Annotated in this window: 15 protein-coding genes and 1 pseudogene; 6 read left to right on the top strand and 10 right to left on the bottom strand. The window is 64.4% G+C overall.

Going from position 1 to position 16,051, the window contains the following annotated elements; translation table 11 throughout:
* Positions 1–28: 28 nt before the first annotated feature.
* From recF to rpsT, 5 genes and pseudogenes are all read right to left on the bottom strand, one after another.
* Positions 29–1,165 carry a DNA replication/repair protein RecF gene (recF, locus tag AC0L23_RS08630; protein WP_085361994.1) on the bottom strand — a complete coding sequence of 379 codons (1,137 nt, stop codon included), beginning with the start codon at positions 1,163–1,165 and terminating at the stop codon, positions 29–31.
* 89 nt (positions 1,166–1,254) lie between these two features.
* Positions 1,255–1,619: pseudogene (locus AC0L23_RS08625) on the bottom strand (endonuclease domain-containing protein).
* A gap of 210 nt (positions 1,620–1,829) precedes the next feature.
* Complete coding sequence (gene dnaN, locus AC0L23_RS08620) at positions 1,830–2,948, bottom strand: DNA polymerase III subunit beta (RefSeq protein ID WP_007598262.1); 1,119 nt, start codon at positions 2,946–2,948, stop codon at positions 1,830–1,832.
* A 380-nt stretch (positions 2,949–3,328) separates the two neighbouring features.
* Entirely contained in the window at positions 3,329–4,741 is a 1,413-nt protein-coding gene (gene dnaA, locus AC0L23_RS08615) for a chromosomal replication initiator protein DnaA (protein WP_026233035.1), read from the bottom strand.
* A 1,280-nt stretch (positions 4,742–6,021) separates the two neighbouring features.
* Positions 6,022–6,288, bottom strand: a complete 267-nt coding sequence (rpsT, locus tag AC0L23_RS08610) for a 30S ribosomal protein S20 (RefSeq protein WP_007598259.1) — start codon at positions 6,286–6,288, stop codon at positions 6,022–6,024.
* 404 nt (positions 6,289–6,692) lie between these two features.
* Between rpsT and AC0L23_RS08605 the strand changes: the two genes are divergently transcribed.
* The 3 genes from AC0L23_RS08605 to AC0L23_RS08595 all read left to right on the top strand — a co-directional run bounded on the left by AC0L23_RS08605 (position 6,693) and on the right by AC0L23_RS08595 (position 8,737).
* Positions 6,693–7,010, top strand: coding sequence for a hypothetical protein (locus AC0L23_RS08605; RefSeq protein WP_007616084.1), 318 nt, complete (start codon positions 6,693–6,695; stop codon positions 7,008–7,010).
* 129 nt (positions 7,011–7,139) lie between these two features.
* The gene (gene msrA, locus AC0L23_RS08600) at positions 7,140–7,796 is read left to right on the top strand and encodes a peptide-methionine (S)-S-oxide reductase MsrA (protein ID WP_085349729.1); all 657 of its coding nucleotides are present in this window, start codon (positions 7,140–7,142) and stop codon (positions 7,794–7,796) included.
* Between the two features lie 197 nt (positions 7,797–7,993).
* Positions 7,994–8,737, top strand: a complete 744-nt coding sequence (locus tag AC0L23_RS08595) for a polysaccharide biosynthesis/export family protein (protein ID WP_027514652.1) — start codon at positions 7,994–7,996, stop codon at positions 8,735–8,737.
* A 100-nt stretch (positions 8,738–8,837) separates the two neighbouring features.
* Here AC0L23_RS08595 and AC0L23_RS08590 read toward each other — a convergent pair whose 3' ends face one another.
* From AC0L23_RS08590 to AC0L23_RS08570, 5 genes are all read right to left on the bottom strand, one after another.
* Complete coding sequence (locus tag AC0L23_RS08590; protein ID WP_473356813.1) at positions 8,838–9,320, bottom strand: hypothetical protein; 483 nt, start codon at positions 9,318–9,320, stop codon at positions 8,838–8,840.
* 136 nt (positions 9,321–9,456) lie between these two features.
* The gene (locus AC0L23_RS08585; protein WP_085349730.1) at positions 9,457–10,131 is read right to left on the bottom strand and encodes a dienelactone hydrolase family protein; all 675 of its coding nucleotides are present in this window, start codon (positions 10,129–10,131) and stop codon (positions 9,457–9,459) included.
* Positions 10,132–10,188: 57 nt separating this feature from the next.
* Positions 10,189–10,359, bottom strand: a complete 171-nt coding sequence (locus AC0L23_RS08580) for a hypothetical protein (RefSeq protein ID WP_158091539.1) — start codon at positions 10,357–10,359, stop codon at positions 10,189–10,191.
* A 12-nt stretch (positions 10,360–10,371) separates the two neighbouring features.
* Positions 10,372–10,707, bottom strand: a complete 336-nt coding sequence (locus AC0L23_RS08575) for a hypothetical protein (RefSeq protein ID WP_085349731.1) — start codon at positions 10,705–10,707, stop codon at positions 10,372–10,374.
* A 20-nt stretch (positions 10,708–10,727) separates the two neighbouring features.
* Positions 10,728–11,492: an alpha/beta fold hydrolase gene (locus AC0L23_RS08570; RefSeq protein WP_085361993.1), complete on the bottom strand. Its 765-nt coding sequence runs from the start codon at positions 11,490–11,492 to the stop codon at positions 10,728–10,730.
* 304 nt (positions 11,493–11,796) lie between these two features.
* Here AC0L23_RS08570 and AC0L23_RS08565 point away from each other — a divergent pair, with 304 nt between their 5' ends.
* From AC0L23_RS08565 to AC0L23_RS08555, 3 genes are all read left to right on the top strand, one after another.
* On the top strand, positions 11,797–12,288 hold the full coding sequence (locus tag AC0L23_RS08565; RefSeq protein WP_007616069.1) for a (2Fe-2S)-binding protein: 492 nt from the start codon (positions 11,797–11,799) through the stop codon (positions 12,286–12,288).
* On the top strand, positions 12,285–14,567 hold the full coding sequence (locus AC0L23_RS08560) for a xanthine dehydrogenase family protein molybdopterin-binding subunit (RefSeq protein ID WP_085361992.1): 2,283 nt from the start codon (positions 12,285–12,287) through the stop codon (positions 14,565–14,567). Before AC0L23_RS08565 ends, AC0L23_RS08560 begins: the two co-directional genes overlap by 4 nt.
* 266 nt (positions 14,568–14,833) lie before the next feature.
* Positions 14,834–15,928: an HD-GYP domain-containing protein gene (locus AC0L23_RS08555; RefSeq protein ID WP_085349734.1), complete on the top strand. Its 1,095-nt coding sequence runs from the start codon at positions 14,834–14,836 to the stop codon at positions 15,926–15,928.
* Positions 15,929–16,051: the final 123 nt, after the last annotated feature.

Below are 16,051 nucleotides of genomic sequence, written 5' to 3'. Positions count from 1 at the left end.
AGAAATGGGGCCGGTTCAACGGCGGCGACTAGCGCCGGGCCGATACCTGTCCGCTTTCGACGTCAAAGATCTCGCCCCCGGCGCCGATCTCGGCGAAGGCGGCAGGGTCTGCGCCGGTCAACCACACCTGCGCGCCGAGCTTGCGCAGCTCGTCGAACAGCGCCGCGCGCCTGCCGGGATCCAGATGCGCGACGACCTCGTCGAGCAGCAGCAGCGGCACGATGCCGGTCATCTCGGCGACCAGGCTCGCATGCGCCAGCACCAGCCCGATCAGCAACGCCTTCTGCTCGCCGGTCGAGGCATCGCGCGCCGGCATGCTCTTCGGCGCGTAGATCACCTGCAGATCGGTGAGATGCGGACCATCCGTGGTACGGCCGGCGATGGCGTCACGCGGACGGTTGTCGCGCAGGATCTGGCGGTAGCGGTCCTCGACCGACGTCGCGGTCTCCGTCAGCAGCGCGTTCTCCATCCAGCCGTCGAGCGCGATCTGCGCCGAAGGGAAGGCGGAGGCCTGCGCGCGAGCGTTCAGCATGCCGGTCAGACGCGCCGCGGTCTGGCCGCGCGTTGCGGCGACCGCGACCGCAAGCTCCGCGGTCTCACGCTCGATCGCGTCACACCAATGGTCGTCGTAATTGCGCGTCTCGAGCAGTCGGTTGCGCGAACGCAGCGAACGTTCGAGCGCGGAGATGCGGCTGGAATGGTCGCTGTCGATGGCGAGCACCAGGCGGTCGAAGAAGCGCCGCCGCTCGGACGCCGCTCCCATGAACAGCCCGTCCATCGCCGGCGTTAGCCATACCATGCGGATGTGGTCGCCGAACGCCGCCGCCGAATTGACCGGTTCGCGGTCGATGCGGCAGCGCCGGCTCACCGGGCTATCTGCGCGCGGCGGATCGATGCCGGTGCCGAGCGTGGCAAGGCCCAGCGCGCCCTCGACCTGTGCCGACACCGCCCAGGAGCCGTCGCCCTGGTTGTCGGCGACGTCGTCCAGCGTCGCGCGCCGCAGGCCGCGTCCCGGCGACAGGAACGAGATCGCCTCGATGCAATTGGTCTTGCCCGCTCCGTTCGGCCCGACCAGGACCACCATGTCGGCCGCCGTCTCGAGCCCCGCCGCCCGGTAATTACGAAAATGCGTCAGCGTCAGGCGATGAATGCGGGAGGGGGTCATCAGATCTTTGTCGTGGCCGCGATTCTTCCCCTCTCCCCTTGTGGGAGAGGGTGGCGCCGCACAAAGTGAGGCGACGGGTGAGGGGTATCTTACCGCTCGGCGAGCTTTGCAAGGATGTCCTCCAATACAGAAGTGGGTCGCTGGAGCACGTCGTTGTTCCAGTAGCGCGCGATGACAAAGCCTTCGGCGAGAGAGCTGCGTCACGCGCTGCATCGCGTCGTGATTCTCCGTGCTGACCGCCGTCGATCTCGATCACCAGGCGCTTCTCAAAGCAGACGAAGTCGAGAATGTAGGTGTTGAACGGGACCTGCCGGCGAAACTTGAAAGCGGAGAGTTGCCGGTGCCTGAGCAGGCGCCACATTGCCGCTTCCGCATCCGCCGGTTCGTGCCGCATATTCTTCGCGAATTGGCGAAGACGTTTGGAGACTGGCCGATGGGATGGTTCCTGCGGCACGAACCCCTCACCCGACTGAGTATGTATCCGCCCGTGGAGATGCCCTCTCCCACAAGGGGAGAGGGCGCAGCAACGTGCATTGCGCTTGTTTCGGCAGGCGAAGCTGTAGCTTCACCCTCTCCCCTTGTGGGAGAGGGGGGCTTCGCGCAGCGAGGCCGGGTGAGGGGTTGTCTCCGCATAAAAGGTGTCGCGAGAGGAGGACCACGTCCCTCACACCCGCATCGGCATCAGCACGTAGAGCGCGCTCTTGTCGTCGCGGTCTTGCACCAGGGTCGGTGAGCCCGGGTCGGCGAGCCGGAGCGTTGCGACGTCGCCTTCGATCTGGGCGGCGATGTCGAGCAGATAGCGGGAGTTGAAGCCGATATCGAGGGCGTCGGAGGCGTATTCGACTTCGAGCTCTTCGGTCGCGCTGCCGGAATCCGGATTGGTCACCGACAGCACCAGCTTGCCCGGCGACAGCGAGAGTTTCACGGCGCGCCCGCGCTCGCTGGAAATCGTCGAGACGCGATCGACCGCGTTCTCGAAATCCTTCTTGTCGACGACGAGTTCCTTGTCGTTGCCCTGCGGGATCACGCGGCCGTAATCGGGGAAGGTGCCGTCGATCAGCTTCGAGGTCAGCACTACATTGCCGATGGTGAAGCGGATCTTGGCCTGCGACAGCTCGATCGTGACCTCGGCCTCGTTGTCCTCGATCAGGCGCTGCACCTCGCCCACCGTCTTGCGCGGCACGATCACGCCGGGCATGCCCTCGGCGCCCTTGGGCTGCACTAGGTCGAGCTGGGCGAGGCGGTGGCCGTCGGTGGCGACGCCGCGCAGGGTGGCGGCTTTGGCGGAGCCCGCGGCATGCAGATAGATGCCGTTGAGATAATAGCGGGTCTCCTCCGTGGAGATCGCGAACTGGGTGCGATCGATCAGCCGCTTGACGTCCTTGGCGGCGAGGCTGAACGAATGCGACATGTCGCCGGCGGCGAGATCCGGGAAATCGTTTTCCGGCAGGGTCTGCAGCGTGAAGCGGGAGCGCCCGGCACGGATCGCCAGCACGGCGCGGTCGCCGTCGGCTTCGAGCACGATCTGCGAACCGTCCGGCAGCTTGCGCACGATGTCGTAGAACATGTGCGCCGGCACGGTGGTCGAGCCCGCGGTCGCGGTTTCCGCCGCGAGCGTTTCGGTGACCTCGAGGTCGAGGTCGGTCGCCTTCAGCGACAATTTCGCGTTCTCGGCCCTAACAAGCACGTTGCCGAGGATCGGAATCGTGTTGCGGCGTTCGACCACGCGGTGGACGTGGCCCAGCGACTTCAGGAGTTGCGCGCGTTCGACCGTAACCTTCATTGCACTACTCGCCCGATCCCCAAGGAAACACAAATCTGGAAAAGCCGGGCGGCGGGACGCGCGCCACGGCACCGAAGACCCCGGAAAGCCGGATCATCCAGCCGATATGACCAAAGCCGTCAGGGTCGCGCAAGGTGGCGCGGATGGCCCCCGGATTCAAGGGATTGCGGGCAGTTCCCCACGATTTACCTATGTTTCCGCAACGCGCTGAACGCCTCGCCGGCCAGGGACGTCTCTGCGCCCGTCATGGCCGGGCTTGTCCCGGCCATCCACGTCTGGGTTCGCGGTCCTAAGAACGTGGATGCCCGGGACAGGCCCGGGCATGACGACCTCCGATGCAGCTTGGATGTGGTCGCACCCGCGCAGAAGCAAATAGGCGTTTATTCCTGAAGCTGGCGCTTGAGCGATTCGACCTCGTCCGACAGCGCCGTGTCCTTGGAAACCAGGGCCTCGATCTTGCGCACGGCGTGCAGCACCGTGGTGTGGTCGCGCCCACCGAAGCGGCGGCCGATCTCGGGAAGCGATCGCAAGGTCAGCGTCTTGGCGAGATACATCGCCACCTGGCGCGGACGGACCACGTTGGCGGTCCGGCGCGAGGACAGGAGATCGGAGCGGCTGACATTATACTGCCGTGCCACCACGCGCTGGATGTCCTCGATCTTGATCCGCTTCGGTTCCTGCGGCCGGATCAGGTCGCGCACCTCGTGCTCCGCCATCTCCAGCGTCACCGGCCGATTGTTGAGCTTCGAATGCGCGAGCAGGCGGTTGATCGCGCCTTCGAGATCCCGGCCGTTATGGGTGATGGCGCGGGCCAGATAGGTCAGCACCTCCTCCGGCACCTCGAAGGTCGCATGATGAGCGCGGGCGGCTGCGACGCGCGACTTGAGAATACCGTGCCGCAGCTCCTCGCCGAGCGAGGCCATCTCGACCACGAGGCCGCCGGCCAGCCGCGAGCGCACGCGGTCGTCGAGGCTTTCGAGGTCGGACGGCGGACGGTCGGCCGCGATCACGACCTGGCGGCCGGCATCGATCAGCGCGTTCAGCGTGTGGCAGAACTCGGCCTGGGTCGACTTGCCCTGCAGGAACTGGAGATCGTCGATCACGAGCACGTCGATGCCGCGCAACGCTTCCTTGAAGGCGAGCGCCGTCTGCGTCTTCAGCGCGGCGACGAAGCCGTACATGAATTTCTCGGCGGTGAGATAAAGCACCTTGCGCTCGTTGCCGGAATTGCCGGCCCAGGTCACCGCCTGCAAGAGATGCGTCTTGCCGAGGCCGACACCCGCATGGATGTAGAGCGGATTGAACATGACGGGATCGCCGCGACGACCCTCGGCGACCTGACGCGCAGCCGCATGCGCCAGCGTGTTGGAACGGCCGACGACGAAGCTCGCAAACGTCAGGCGCGGATCGAGCGGCGAGCCGCCGAGTGCATCATGATTGGCCGAGACCGGCGCGGTCGCGGTCGAGCGCAGCTCCGGCGCAGGCGAGCGGCGCGTTTCGACCGGCGCGGGCGCTTCCTTCTGCTGCACCACGGGGCGCACGGCCGAGCGCACGGTGAGATCGATGCGATGCACTTCCGGCATCTCGGCCTGCCAGCACGACAGCACGCGCTCGGCATAATGGGCCTGGATCCAGCTCTTCAGGAAGCGGGTTGGCACCGACAGACGCACGCTCTCGTCCTGGACGCCTTCCAGATCCATGCGCGCGAACCAGCTCGTATAGACGTCCTCGCCTACGTTCGAGCGCAGCCGACTCTTCACGCGTGACCAGCGATCCTGTTCCGGGGTTGTCATCATTTGAGAACTTTTCTTGAGAGATAAGGTTGCGTGGTGAGCGCCATGCTGAGTTCCTGCCAGGGATACCTGCTCAGGGATATTTGCGATGGCGGGACCTCAAGCGATTTCACCTGCAGGCATGGCTCGACCGTTCGGCGGAAACGCCGCGTCCGATCAGCAATGTCTAGAGATGGAGGGGTCGCGAGGTCAGCGCGTACTCGGCGCTCCGTTACACGCGGGAGGCTTGATGTCCGACGGATCTAAAACGGCATCGCTGGAAGTCGAAATGCTGGAAGTCGAAATGTGTTTCAATACCGCGTTGAGTTCGTAAGACATGATACCTCCCCGTCCTGCCGTGATTGCTCACGACAAGGTCCTGCGTGTCCAAACGACACCCGCTTCGTAGTCGGATGCCTGCCCGTGTACTCGTCGTCCGCTAGGCTTCGCCATCATGCCTGTCGGGGCAGCTTTCAAGATGTCTCTTAAGCGCGAGAGAAAGATCCCGCTTGGAGACATTCAGACAAAGAGCTACCGTTCCCACATTGCTGTGGGTTTTGATCCGACAATCGCTTGTTGAAGCGTCGCCTACGTGCACACCGCCGCCGATTTGCACGCTCGCCCCGTTTCCGATACCGCGCTGGTCTCAAGATCGTGGGCGCCGCTGACGTCTTAAGGAATACACTATGCGGAAAGACTCGCAACGGAATTGATTCACACTTGAGGCATCAAAAATCTTGATCTGCGTTAACGCCACGCGGCACTTGTGCACAGGCTTCAGAGCAAGTTTTTGGATTCGTGCACAGAATCGAAGATGCCGCGTCCGATGTGACAATTCTCCGCCACCGCCAAAAATTTTTTACAAAAGCGTCACGCGCGCGACGCGCGGGTGAATTTTCCAAATGCTTGGCCTCACTATGTCGATAAGTTGTTAGTGAGCCATCGTTTTTTGAGTCTCGTTTCACAGGGTAACTCCATCGCGTGACGCGATCCGGGGAAACTACGGTGTGCAGAACTCGCAAGCCCGCGAATTCAACTTGCGCCCGCCTCGCAGGGGCTTTTTGCACCGCGGTGCAAGTTTCCGCTGTTGCAAAACCATTCGCAGGTAAAACTACGGACGCGTCATGGTGCAAGCGCCGCAATCCTCCGATCGAAGGTCGTTCGACGCGTGACTGCTTGCGTGAATATGACGGGCAACAAAAAAGCCCGGCGTGAGGCCGGGCTATTTGACGCGTGTGATGTGCGATGTGATCGCCCGATCGAACGACTCGATCGGACGGCGTGCCAGAACGCTCGCGAGTTTACTTGGCGAGCTTGGCGATCTGCGCGGTGAGCCGCGAGACTTTGCGGCTGGCATTGTTCTTGTGAATGATGTTTCGCTGCGCGGCGCGCATCAAGGCGGGCTCGGCATTCGCCAGCGCCGTCACGGCAGCGGCGCGGTCGCCGGTCTTGATCGCTTCTTCGACGTTACGCACGGCACCGCGCATCTGGGTGCGGCGCGACTTGTTGACGGCGGTGCGGCGGGCGATCTTGCGCGTCGCTTTCTTGGCGGAAGTGGTATTGGCCATGGTCTCAATGTCCTTTGCGGGTACCGGTCGCGTCTTGGTCGGGTAGCGCCGGCTTTGCTTGACCGCGTAATCGACGCTCGGAATTAGGGTGTTCGGTTGCTAGGCTGTTCCCGGAACATGAGCGACGGCCTTGCGGCTGCCTCTGAGGCCCAAGGAGCCTCTAAGCCCAAAGAGCCTGCATCTGCTCAAAGAACAGCGGCGGCAGGATTGCGCCCGCCGCCAGTTGGCGCCCTTATAGAGAGGGTCTTCGGCACCGTCAACGCTTTCCCGGGCTGCAAAAGCAGCCCCTCAGAGCCGGGATGAGTGCCGTAACGCCCTGAAGAGGTTGAATTTCTGCCGTCGCCCTTGTAATGGCTGGCGGCGTTCCGAGGGTCGTCCGATCGGACGACTATATAGGGTGAGGCATGATCCGCGGCTTTTTCCGACTGATTGGGCTGTTGCTGCTCGCCGGCGGGTTCATCTTCATGGTCTATGATGGCGCCCGCTGGGTGGCCGACCAGACCCTGCGGTTCACCCGCTTCGGCCAGTTCTGGAACGACATCAATCAGGCCAGCCAGACGGCATTCCGGACCTGGGTTGAGGCCAAGGCGCCCTGGCTGTGGACCTCGGTGATCCGCCTGGTGCTGGATCAGCCGGTTTTCGCCGTCCTCGGCATTCTCGGCATCCTCCTGATGATCCTGTTCCGCCCGCGCAAGCCGTTGATCGGCTATTCCCGGGATTGAGCTTTCGAGCATGCGGCGCTGTAACAGGGCTGCCGCTCCGTGCGTAAAGACCTATATTCCCACCTGATCGCGAGCACGCCGCCTGAGTAATTAGCCCAGGCGATGCACGGCTCGTTCGGAGATCCGTCCATGCTGTTCATGCGCAAGACCACCGCATTGCCGAGTGCCGCGGAAGCGCTGCCGGGCCGTGCGCAAGCCATTCCGACCGCGACCACCCATTTCGTCAACGGCGCGAAGTTGCAGCCGCCTTATCCCGCCGGTCTCGAGCAGGCGGTGTTCGGGCTCGGCTGCTTCTGGGGCGCCGAGCGCAAGTTTTGGGAGCTCGGCGACGGCGTTTACACGACTGCTGTCGGCTATGCCGGCGGCCACACGCCGAACCCGACCTATGAAGAGACCTGCTCGGGCCGCACCGGTCACACCGAAGTGGTGCTGGTCGTGTTCGATCCGAACAAGATGTCGTACGAGAAGCTATTGAAGACGTTCTGGGAGAGCCACAACCCGACGCAGGGCATGCGTCAGGGCAACGACGTCGGCACGCAGTACCGGAGCGCGATCTACACCTATTCAGACGCGCAGAAGAAAGCGGCCGATCAATCGAAGGCGCTCTATCAGAAGGCGCTTGCTGCAAAAGGCCTCGGCACCATCACCACCGAGATCGCACCCGCCGGCGAATTCTACTTTGCCGAGGACTATCATCAGCAATATCTGGCCAAGAATCCCGGCGGCTATTGCGGCCTGGGCGGCACCGGCGTGTCCTGCCCGATCGGCGTCGGTGTGAGCGCGTAAGCTGGTCCCTCGTCATGGCCGGGCTTGTCCCGGCCATCCACGATATTTCGTGCGGCACCAAGAACGTGGATGCCCGGGAAGAGCCCGGGCATGACGGAGTGTTTGGTACCATTGCCGAGCCACCCGCCCCCCCTCAACGCTTTATTAACCATAACCGGTGCATCACTGGATCTGTCTCGTTTCGAGGGATAAGTCCGGTGCCGGTTGCACGCGCGTTTCGATGGTCGATCTCGGCAGCATCCCTGGCAGCGTCCGCCGCGCTGACCCTTGGCGGCTGCATGCAAACCGCTGGTCCCGTCGCCTATGTGCAGCCGCGCGCCGATCTCGATTCGATGGCCTATGGCCAGCCGTACAACGCGCCGCAGCCCGTCGTCGTCGGCAGTGGCGGCGGTGCCATCGCAGCACTCAGCAATTCCTTTGCCTCGCCTGCGCCCATGCCGGTCGGTTATGCCGCGCCGATGGCGGCGCCGGTCCGCTACGATTCCTCCTACCATCTCGACGCCGGCGACAGGCTGCGCGTGGTTGTCTACGGCCAGGAAGGTCTCACCAACAGCTACGCAATCGACGCCGGCGGCTCCATCACCATGCCGCTGATCGGCGGCGTGCCGGCACGCGGCCGCACCCCCGCGGGTCTTGCCGGCGAGATCGCCGCAAGGCTGCGCAACGGCTACATCCGCGAGCCCTCGGTCGCCGTCGAGATCGAGGCCTATCGTCCGTTCTTCATTCTCGGCGAAGTCTCTGCGCCCGGCCAGTATCCTTACGTGCCGAACATGACGGTCGAAAGCGCCGTCGCGATCGCCGGCGGCTTCTCGCCCCGCGCCAAGCGCGACGTGGTCACCGTCACGCACACCGAAGCCGGCGGCGCCATGCGCGCCGTGGTGCCGCTCGGCACCCCCTTGAGCCCCGGCGACACCGTGTTCGTCGGCGAGCGCTGGTTCTAGAGCGTTTTTGAGCGAAGTGGATGCCGGTTCACGTAAAGAAAGCGCGTCAGAAAAGAATCTAGAGCCTCGGTTCTGATGCAATCAGAACCGAAGCTCTAGCTCACCGCCTGAAATCCAGACGCCCGTTCGGAAAACATCCGCCGATCCTGGTGGCGTCGACCACCAGTCCAACCCATGGCCGTGTGATCGCCGGGTTGGTCAGGTTGATATATTTCCCGATTAGGCGACCCGCGCGATCACGCGCCGTATCGATCAGCCCGTGCCGGCGGCCGTGGTCCCAGTCGAAGCGCAGGAAGATGCGCTCGCCTGTGACCCGCACCTCCGCGCGTCCTTCTTTCCAGGCTTGTGGCGTATCGCCGGCAATGGTCGGATCTGCGCCGCCATTCCAGCGGCTGGCCCAGATGCCGTCGAGCGGGTCTGACTGTGCCGCGATAATTGCCCATGCCGCCGCGTTGACGTCAGCCGCATCGCCGGCAAGCGCGGCGGTTGCGGCATAGTCCATGACGTCGCGATCATCAGGCGCGGGCACGTCCATGGTGCCGAACGGATTGCGGATGACGATGTTCGTATTGGCCTGCTGCATCATGATCTCCCGGCGCGAATTGGCTTGATCAGCCAGCTCTATCGCCGGGCAGCAGGATGCAGCCACCCGATTCCTGCTCGTCATCCGGGGCGCGCGAAGCGCGAGCCCGGAATGACAGCGAAGACAGCTGCGCGCGCTACGATTTCAAATGCTTCGCGAAAAATTCCATGCTGCGCGGCCAGGCGATGTCGGCGCTGGCCTTGTCGTAGCTCGTCCGCTCGTCGCAATGGAAGCCGTGCTGCGCGCCCGGATAGACGAAGACCTCCACGTCCGGCCGCTTCGTCTTGATGGTCTCGACGTCGGTCAGGGGAATGCCGGCATCCTTCTCGCCAAAGTGCAGCTGTGTCGGAACTTTTGGTGTCTCGTCGGCATAGCGCACGACGGCGCCGCCGTAATAGCCGATCGCGGCCTTCAGGCCCGACAGCCGCGTCGCCGCGGCGAAGGCGATGCTGCCGCCCAGGCAAAAGCCGATGATGCCGACCGGGCCGACGCTCTTCACCGCATCGATCGCCGCCTGCGTGTCGCGCAGCATCGCGTCCCAGTCCGGACTGGCGACGAACTTGCGCGCTTCCGCGATCTCGTCGGGCGAGTAGCCGGACTGGAAGCCCGGCGAGGTCCGGTCGAAGATCGACGGCGCGATCGCGACATAGCCTTCCCCGGCGAGGCGATCGCAGACCGAGCGGATGTGATGGTTGACCCCAAAAATCTCCTGGATCACCACCACCGCGCCCTTCGCCGTGCCGGCGGGGTCAGCGCGATAGGCACTGAGCTGGAAATTGTCGGAGGCCGTCAGCTTGATGTCCTGTCCCACGCGGGTTGTCCTTTTGGTTAGTCTTCGATTGCGGGTTCCGCTCGTTCCACAAACTCGTCATGCCCGGGCGTAGCCGTCCGAAGGACGGCGTCGCTTCCGCTCGCCTATGTCCCGGGCATCCACGTTCTTGGTGCGGTAGGAAAGATCGTGGATGGCCGGGACAAGCCCGGCCATGACGATGTGGCAGCTCCAACGCATGATGGCGCAGAGACGATTGCTCTGCGTCATGAAAAGCCACTCTCACTCCCACATCCAGTTCTCGCCATAATCCTCCTTCCAGCCCGCCAGCCGTCCGTGGCGGAATTGCAGGAACAGGCGGTGACGGGTGGGGATCAGTCTGCTGCCGCCGATGTTGCGAAGGGCGAGATAGATCTCGTTGCCGGGGCGTCCCCGCACATATTGCAGCGGTTGCCCCAGCGCCCGCGCAGTCTGGTCGGCATCCATGCCGAAAGCGAGCGGCGTGTTGTTCGACAAGGTCGCGACGAAGGGCAGGCGGGGCAATGTCCCGCCGAATTGCTCGGCTTGCGCGGATGCTGACAGCAACACCGCGCCCGCAGCCAATATAGCTCGCTTCATCGCCACTGTTCCTGTCCGACCTATTCCGGCAAGTTCTTCAGGAAAGGCAGCACCGCGTCAACAAAAGCCTGTGGCTGGTCGATGTTGACGGCGTGTCCGGCGGCGGGGATCACGGCCTTTTGTGCGCCGGGAATTTTCGCAGCCATGTAGTCCGAGGCAGCTAGGAACGGCGTGTCGTCGGCGCCGACTACGATCAGGCTGGGCACCTTGATCTCCGGCAGCAGCTCGATCACCTTGGCATCGCGCTGGGTCAGCATGCCGCGTGCGGCGAGCGCCAATCCCCTGGCATCGCGATGGCTCGCGGTGGCGCGCTCGCGCGTCGCCGCCTTCAGTACGTCGAGCCCTTCGCGGTCGAACTTGTCGGCAGTGGCGAGCGCGCGCGCATTCCAGGCCTCGCGTGCATCGTCCTTCTTGAAGCCGGGGCCGGTGTCGATGATCAGCAGCGCGCGGACGCGCTTTGGATGCGCGCGAGCGAACGCAAGCGACATGTAGCCGCCGAGCGAGAGCCCGCCAATGATGGCGCGCTCCGTGCCGACCACATCGAGGATCGCGGCGATGTCGCCGACGGTGAGTGCTTCGCTGTAAGCGGCGGGATCGTCGGGATAGTCGGACTGGCCGTGACCGCGCATGTCCCACAAGATCAGCTTGTGATCCCGGGCAAGTGCCTCGACCTGCCCATGCCACATTGCCGAAGTCGATGAGTAGCCGTGGGTGAGCAGCAGCGGCGGGCCCTCGCCATGAACCTCGTAATGGATTCCGACGCCGTCCCGATCGATCTTAGGCATTGCATCCACCTTATTATCTTGTCTTCCCCCATCCTAACGCGCCGGGTTACTCGGAGGAAACTGCCTGAATGCGATGGCCTGCCTGCTTGGCGTGCACTCTGTTGCGTTCAGCCGCTGCATCACCGCTGTTCTCGCAACGCACAAGATGCGCGCGCCTCGTTTGTTTCGATCGATTCCAAATTGCATTTGCCTCCGCGCCTGAACGCGATCATTCTTGCGATCAAGGCTGGCGCCGGCCCGGTGGGCGTCCGCTACTCAAGTTGCCGCCGTAAGCGGCTTCATGCACCGGCAGGGGAAGACGCCTATGCCAACTCTCACCATCAACGGGCGGAGTCTGTCCGTGGATGCGGCGAACGACACGCCGCTCCTCTGGGCGATCCGCGAGCAATTGCAGATGACCGGCACCAAATTCGGCTGCGGTGCCGGCCTGTGCGGGGCCTGCACCGTGCACGTCAACGGTGAAGCCGTGCGTTCGTGCCAGACCATGGTCGGCGATGTCGCCGGCAAGAAGATCACCACCATCGAAGGCCTCGCCGCCAAGGGCGACCATCCCTTGCAGAAGGCATGGATCGCCGAACAGGTGCCGCAATGCGGCTACTGTCAGTCCGGTCAGATCATGCAGGCGGCCTCGCTGCTGGCGAAGAATCCCAACCCGACCAAGGAAGAGGTCGTGGCGCATATGGACGGCAATCTTTGCCGTTGCATGACCTATTCGCGGATCCAGAAGGCAATCATGCGCGCCGCAACCGAGATGCGCACCGCATCCGCCTCCGGCAACGAGCGGAGGCCCACATGAACAAGCACGTGAACAACGTTGCGCCCGAGGCGACCGATCTCAGCCGCCGCTCCTTCCTGGTCGGCACAGCGGCCACCGGCCTCGTGCTCGGCTATGCCGGCGTGCCCGGCATCGGTGAGGCGCTTGCGGCGCCTTCGAACTTCGAGCCGAGCGTTTGGTACGCGATCGCGCCCGATGGTCTCGTCACCGTCACCTGCGGCAAGGCCGACATGGGCCAGCACATCGCCTCCACCATGGCGCAGATCGTGGCCGAAGAGCTGGGCGCGAAGTGGAGCGACATGCGCGTACAGCTTGCCTCCAACGATCCGAAGTTCAACGATCCCGTGTTGGGCGCTCAGATCACCGGCGGCAGCTGGTCGACCATGATGAACTTCGAGGCCATGAGCCGCGCCGGCGCTGCCGGGCGGATGGCGTTGACAGAAGGCGCGGCCGCCGCGATGGGCGTGCCGGCGTCGGAGCTCGTGGTGCGCGATTCCATGATCTCGCACCCGAAGTCGAAGAAGGCGATGTCCTTCGCCGATGTCGTCAAGAGCGGCAAGGCGACAAAAACCTTCACGCCGGACGAGCTGAAGGCGATCAAGCTGAAGACGCCGGATCAATACACCATGATCGGCGTGTCGGTGCCGCAGCTCGACATTCCCTCCAAGACCAACGGCACGGCCAAATACGGCATCGACGTGATGCTGCCAGGCATGGCCTATGGCGCGGTCGTGACGCCGCCCGTGCGCTTCGGCGCCACGGTGAAATCGGTCGACGACAGTGCCGCCAAGAAAGTGCCGGGCTTCATCAAGGCCGTCACCCTCGACGACAAGACCGGAACGACCTCGGGCTGGGTCGTCGCGGTCGCCGGCACCTATGCCAACGCCAAGAAGGCGGCGCAGGCGCTCAAGATCGCCTATGACGGCGGTCCAAACGCGAAGGTGTCGACCCAGTCGCTGCTCGACGAGGCCATGCGGCTTCAGAAGCAGGAGGATTCCGGCCAGTTCTTCGTCAAGGACGGCGATCCCGCGGCGGCGTTCGGCACGGCGGCCAAGGTGCTGGAGGCGGAGTACACCACCAGCATCAATATCCATGCGCCGATGGAGCCGATGAACGCCACTGCGGAGTTCAAGGGCGAGATCCTGCACATCTATTCCGGCAACCAGTTCGCAACGCGCTCCGGCGCGATCGCGGCGGGTGCGGCCGGGATCGATCCGAAGTTCGTGGTCATGCATCAGATGTGGCTCGGCGGCGGCTTTGGCCGCAGGCTCGATGCCGACATGATGATTCCGGCGGTGCAGGCGGCGAAGGCCATCGGCAAGCCGGTAAAGGTGATCTACACGCGCGAGAACGACATGACGATGGATTTCTCGCGTCCGCTCACCTATCAAAAAGTAAAGGCGGGCGTGGACGGCGACGGTAAGCTCGTCGCGCTCAGCCACGACGTGGTTTCGGCGTGGCCAACGGCGCGCTGGGGAATCCCTGATTTCCTGACGCCGTCGGTGGACAAGAAGGGTCCGCTCGACTCCTTCACGGTGAACGGGGCCGACTTCTTCTACACCGTGCCCAACCATCATGTGCGCGCGATCAAGAACGAGATGGCGCACAACGCCACGCCGTCCGGCCAGCTCCGCTCGGTCGCGCCGGGTTGGACCTTCTGGGCGGTCGAGAGCATGATCGACGAGATCGCGGCGGCGGCGGGCAAGGACCCCGCGCAGTTCCGCATCTCGCTGCTCGACGGCGCCGGAAAGAACGACGGCGGCGCGCAGCGGCTGCGCAACACGCTGCTCGCCGCGATGGGCCTTGCCGGCTACGGCAGCAGGAAGCTGCCGAAAGGTGAGGGCATGGGCGTGGCCTGCGTCTCCTCGCAGGAACGCGCGACCGCGAGCTGGACGGCCTGCGTCGCCCATGTCGCCGTTGCGCCCTCGGGCGAGGTGACCGTGAAGAAGCTCACGGTGGCCACCGACGTCGGCACGCAGGTGCATCCCGACAACATCCGCGCCCAGGTCGAGGGTGCGGCGCTGTGGGGCCTGTCGCTGGCGATGTACGAAAAGGCGACGCTGAAGGACGGTGGCATCGAACAGACCAACTTCGACAGCTACACGCCCTTGCGCATGAGCCAGGTGCCGGAGGTCGCGATCGCCGTGATCGCCAATGGCGAAAAGGCCACTGGTGTCGGCGAACCCGCGGTGACGGTGATCGCACCCGCGATCGGCAATGCCATCTTCAACGCCTCGGGCGCCCGCGTCCGGGGCCTGCCGATCACGGCCGAAGCCGTGAAGGGCGCGATGAAGGCGTAAGGCTGGTTGCGATTGTTGACCTGACCTGATCCGCCGGGGGGCAGCCCCCGGCGGATTCGTCGTTAAAAAAGCCCTGTGTTTGCAAGCACATCTCTAACTGTGCATGGGGTTGTTTTCGAGGTTTTTGATTGGAACCGCCCGGGACGCGAATTCCGTAAAATTGTCCCAGATTCCGCAGGGTTCCATTGAGCACGCCTCTTAAGGGCCGGAGAACCTGATCCGGCTTAGGCTTTTGCCCGAAACACGCCCGTGCTCTTGGGGAAACCATGAACGCCTCAGCCAAACCCGCCGCGAAACGCCGGCTTCTGCTCGCCTCCGACCGGAGCGACGAGAGCACCGAGCTCGCCAGCATCCTCAAGGCGGTCGGCGACGTTGCAACGGTGACGACGCAGGAGCTCCCCGAGCAGCCCTCGCGCGATCTCTCCGGCCTCGTGGTCGACATCAATCTGCGGTCGCCCGACAGCGTGCAGCGGGTGCGCAACAAGCTGCGCGGCGACGCCTATCGCGCCATGCCTCGTCTGTTCGTGCTTGCGGACGCTCTGCATCACGGCACCATGCAGGCCTGGGCGCTGGGCGCCACCGACACCATCTCGCGGCCGCTTCAGCCCGAGGACATCCTGCAGCGCATCCGTGCGGCCTTCCCCGACACCGCCGTCTATGACGCCACCGATCGCGGCAAGACGCTCAATCGCGGCGTCGAGGCCGCGCATGCGGTGCTGAAGAAGATGTTCGAGAAGCTGCCGCTCGGCGTGCCCTTGACCTTCGACGACGTCATCGCCGCCGAGAGCAAGATCCTGAAGGCGATCAAGCACTCCTCGCTGCGCGAGTGGCTCACCACGGTTGGCTGCCACCATGTCGGCAGCTACCGGCATTGCCTGTTCGTGACCGGATTTGCGGTCTCCTTCGCCCAGCACCTCGGCATGCGCGAGGACGACCAGCGCCGGCTGACCCGTGCCGCGCTGCTGCACGATGTCGGCAAGGCCTTCGTTCCCTCCGCGCTGCTCGACAAGCCCGGCAAGCTCACCGACGAGGAGATGGCTGAAGTCCGCCAGCATCCGCGCCGCGGCTATGACGCGCTCGCGGCTCAAGGCGGCTTCCCGCCGGAGATGCTGGACGTCGTGCTGCATCACCACGAATTCCTCGACGGCTCCGGCTATCCCAACAATCTCTCGTCGAACCAGATCAGCGATATCGTGCGGGTCACAACCATCGTCGACATCTACGCGGCACTCGTGGAGAAGCGCGCCTATCGCATGCCTTTCACCCACTCGCGCGCGTTTGCGATGATGGAAGGCATGGGCGGCAAGCTGGACCAGCAGCTGTTGCAAGCGTTCCGCCCGGTGGCGCTGGGGTCGTTCTGAACTCCGGTGTGGGGGGGGGGGGGGGGGCCGCGGCGGGGGGGGGGTGGGGGGGGGGGGGGCCCCCCCCCAAACAAAACACCCCCACCCGCCCCCCCCACCCCCCGCCCCGCGCCGGGGGGGGGG

Source organism: Bradyrhizobium sp. MI1.4, from assembly GCF_055811315.1.
Note: the sequence above shows the minus strand (reverse complement) of the source record. Positions and strands in the feature narration are given on the sequence as shown.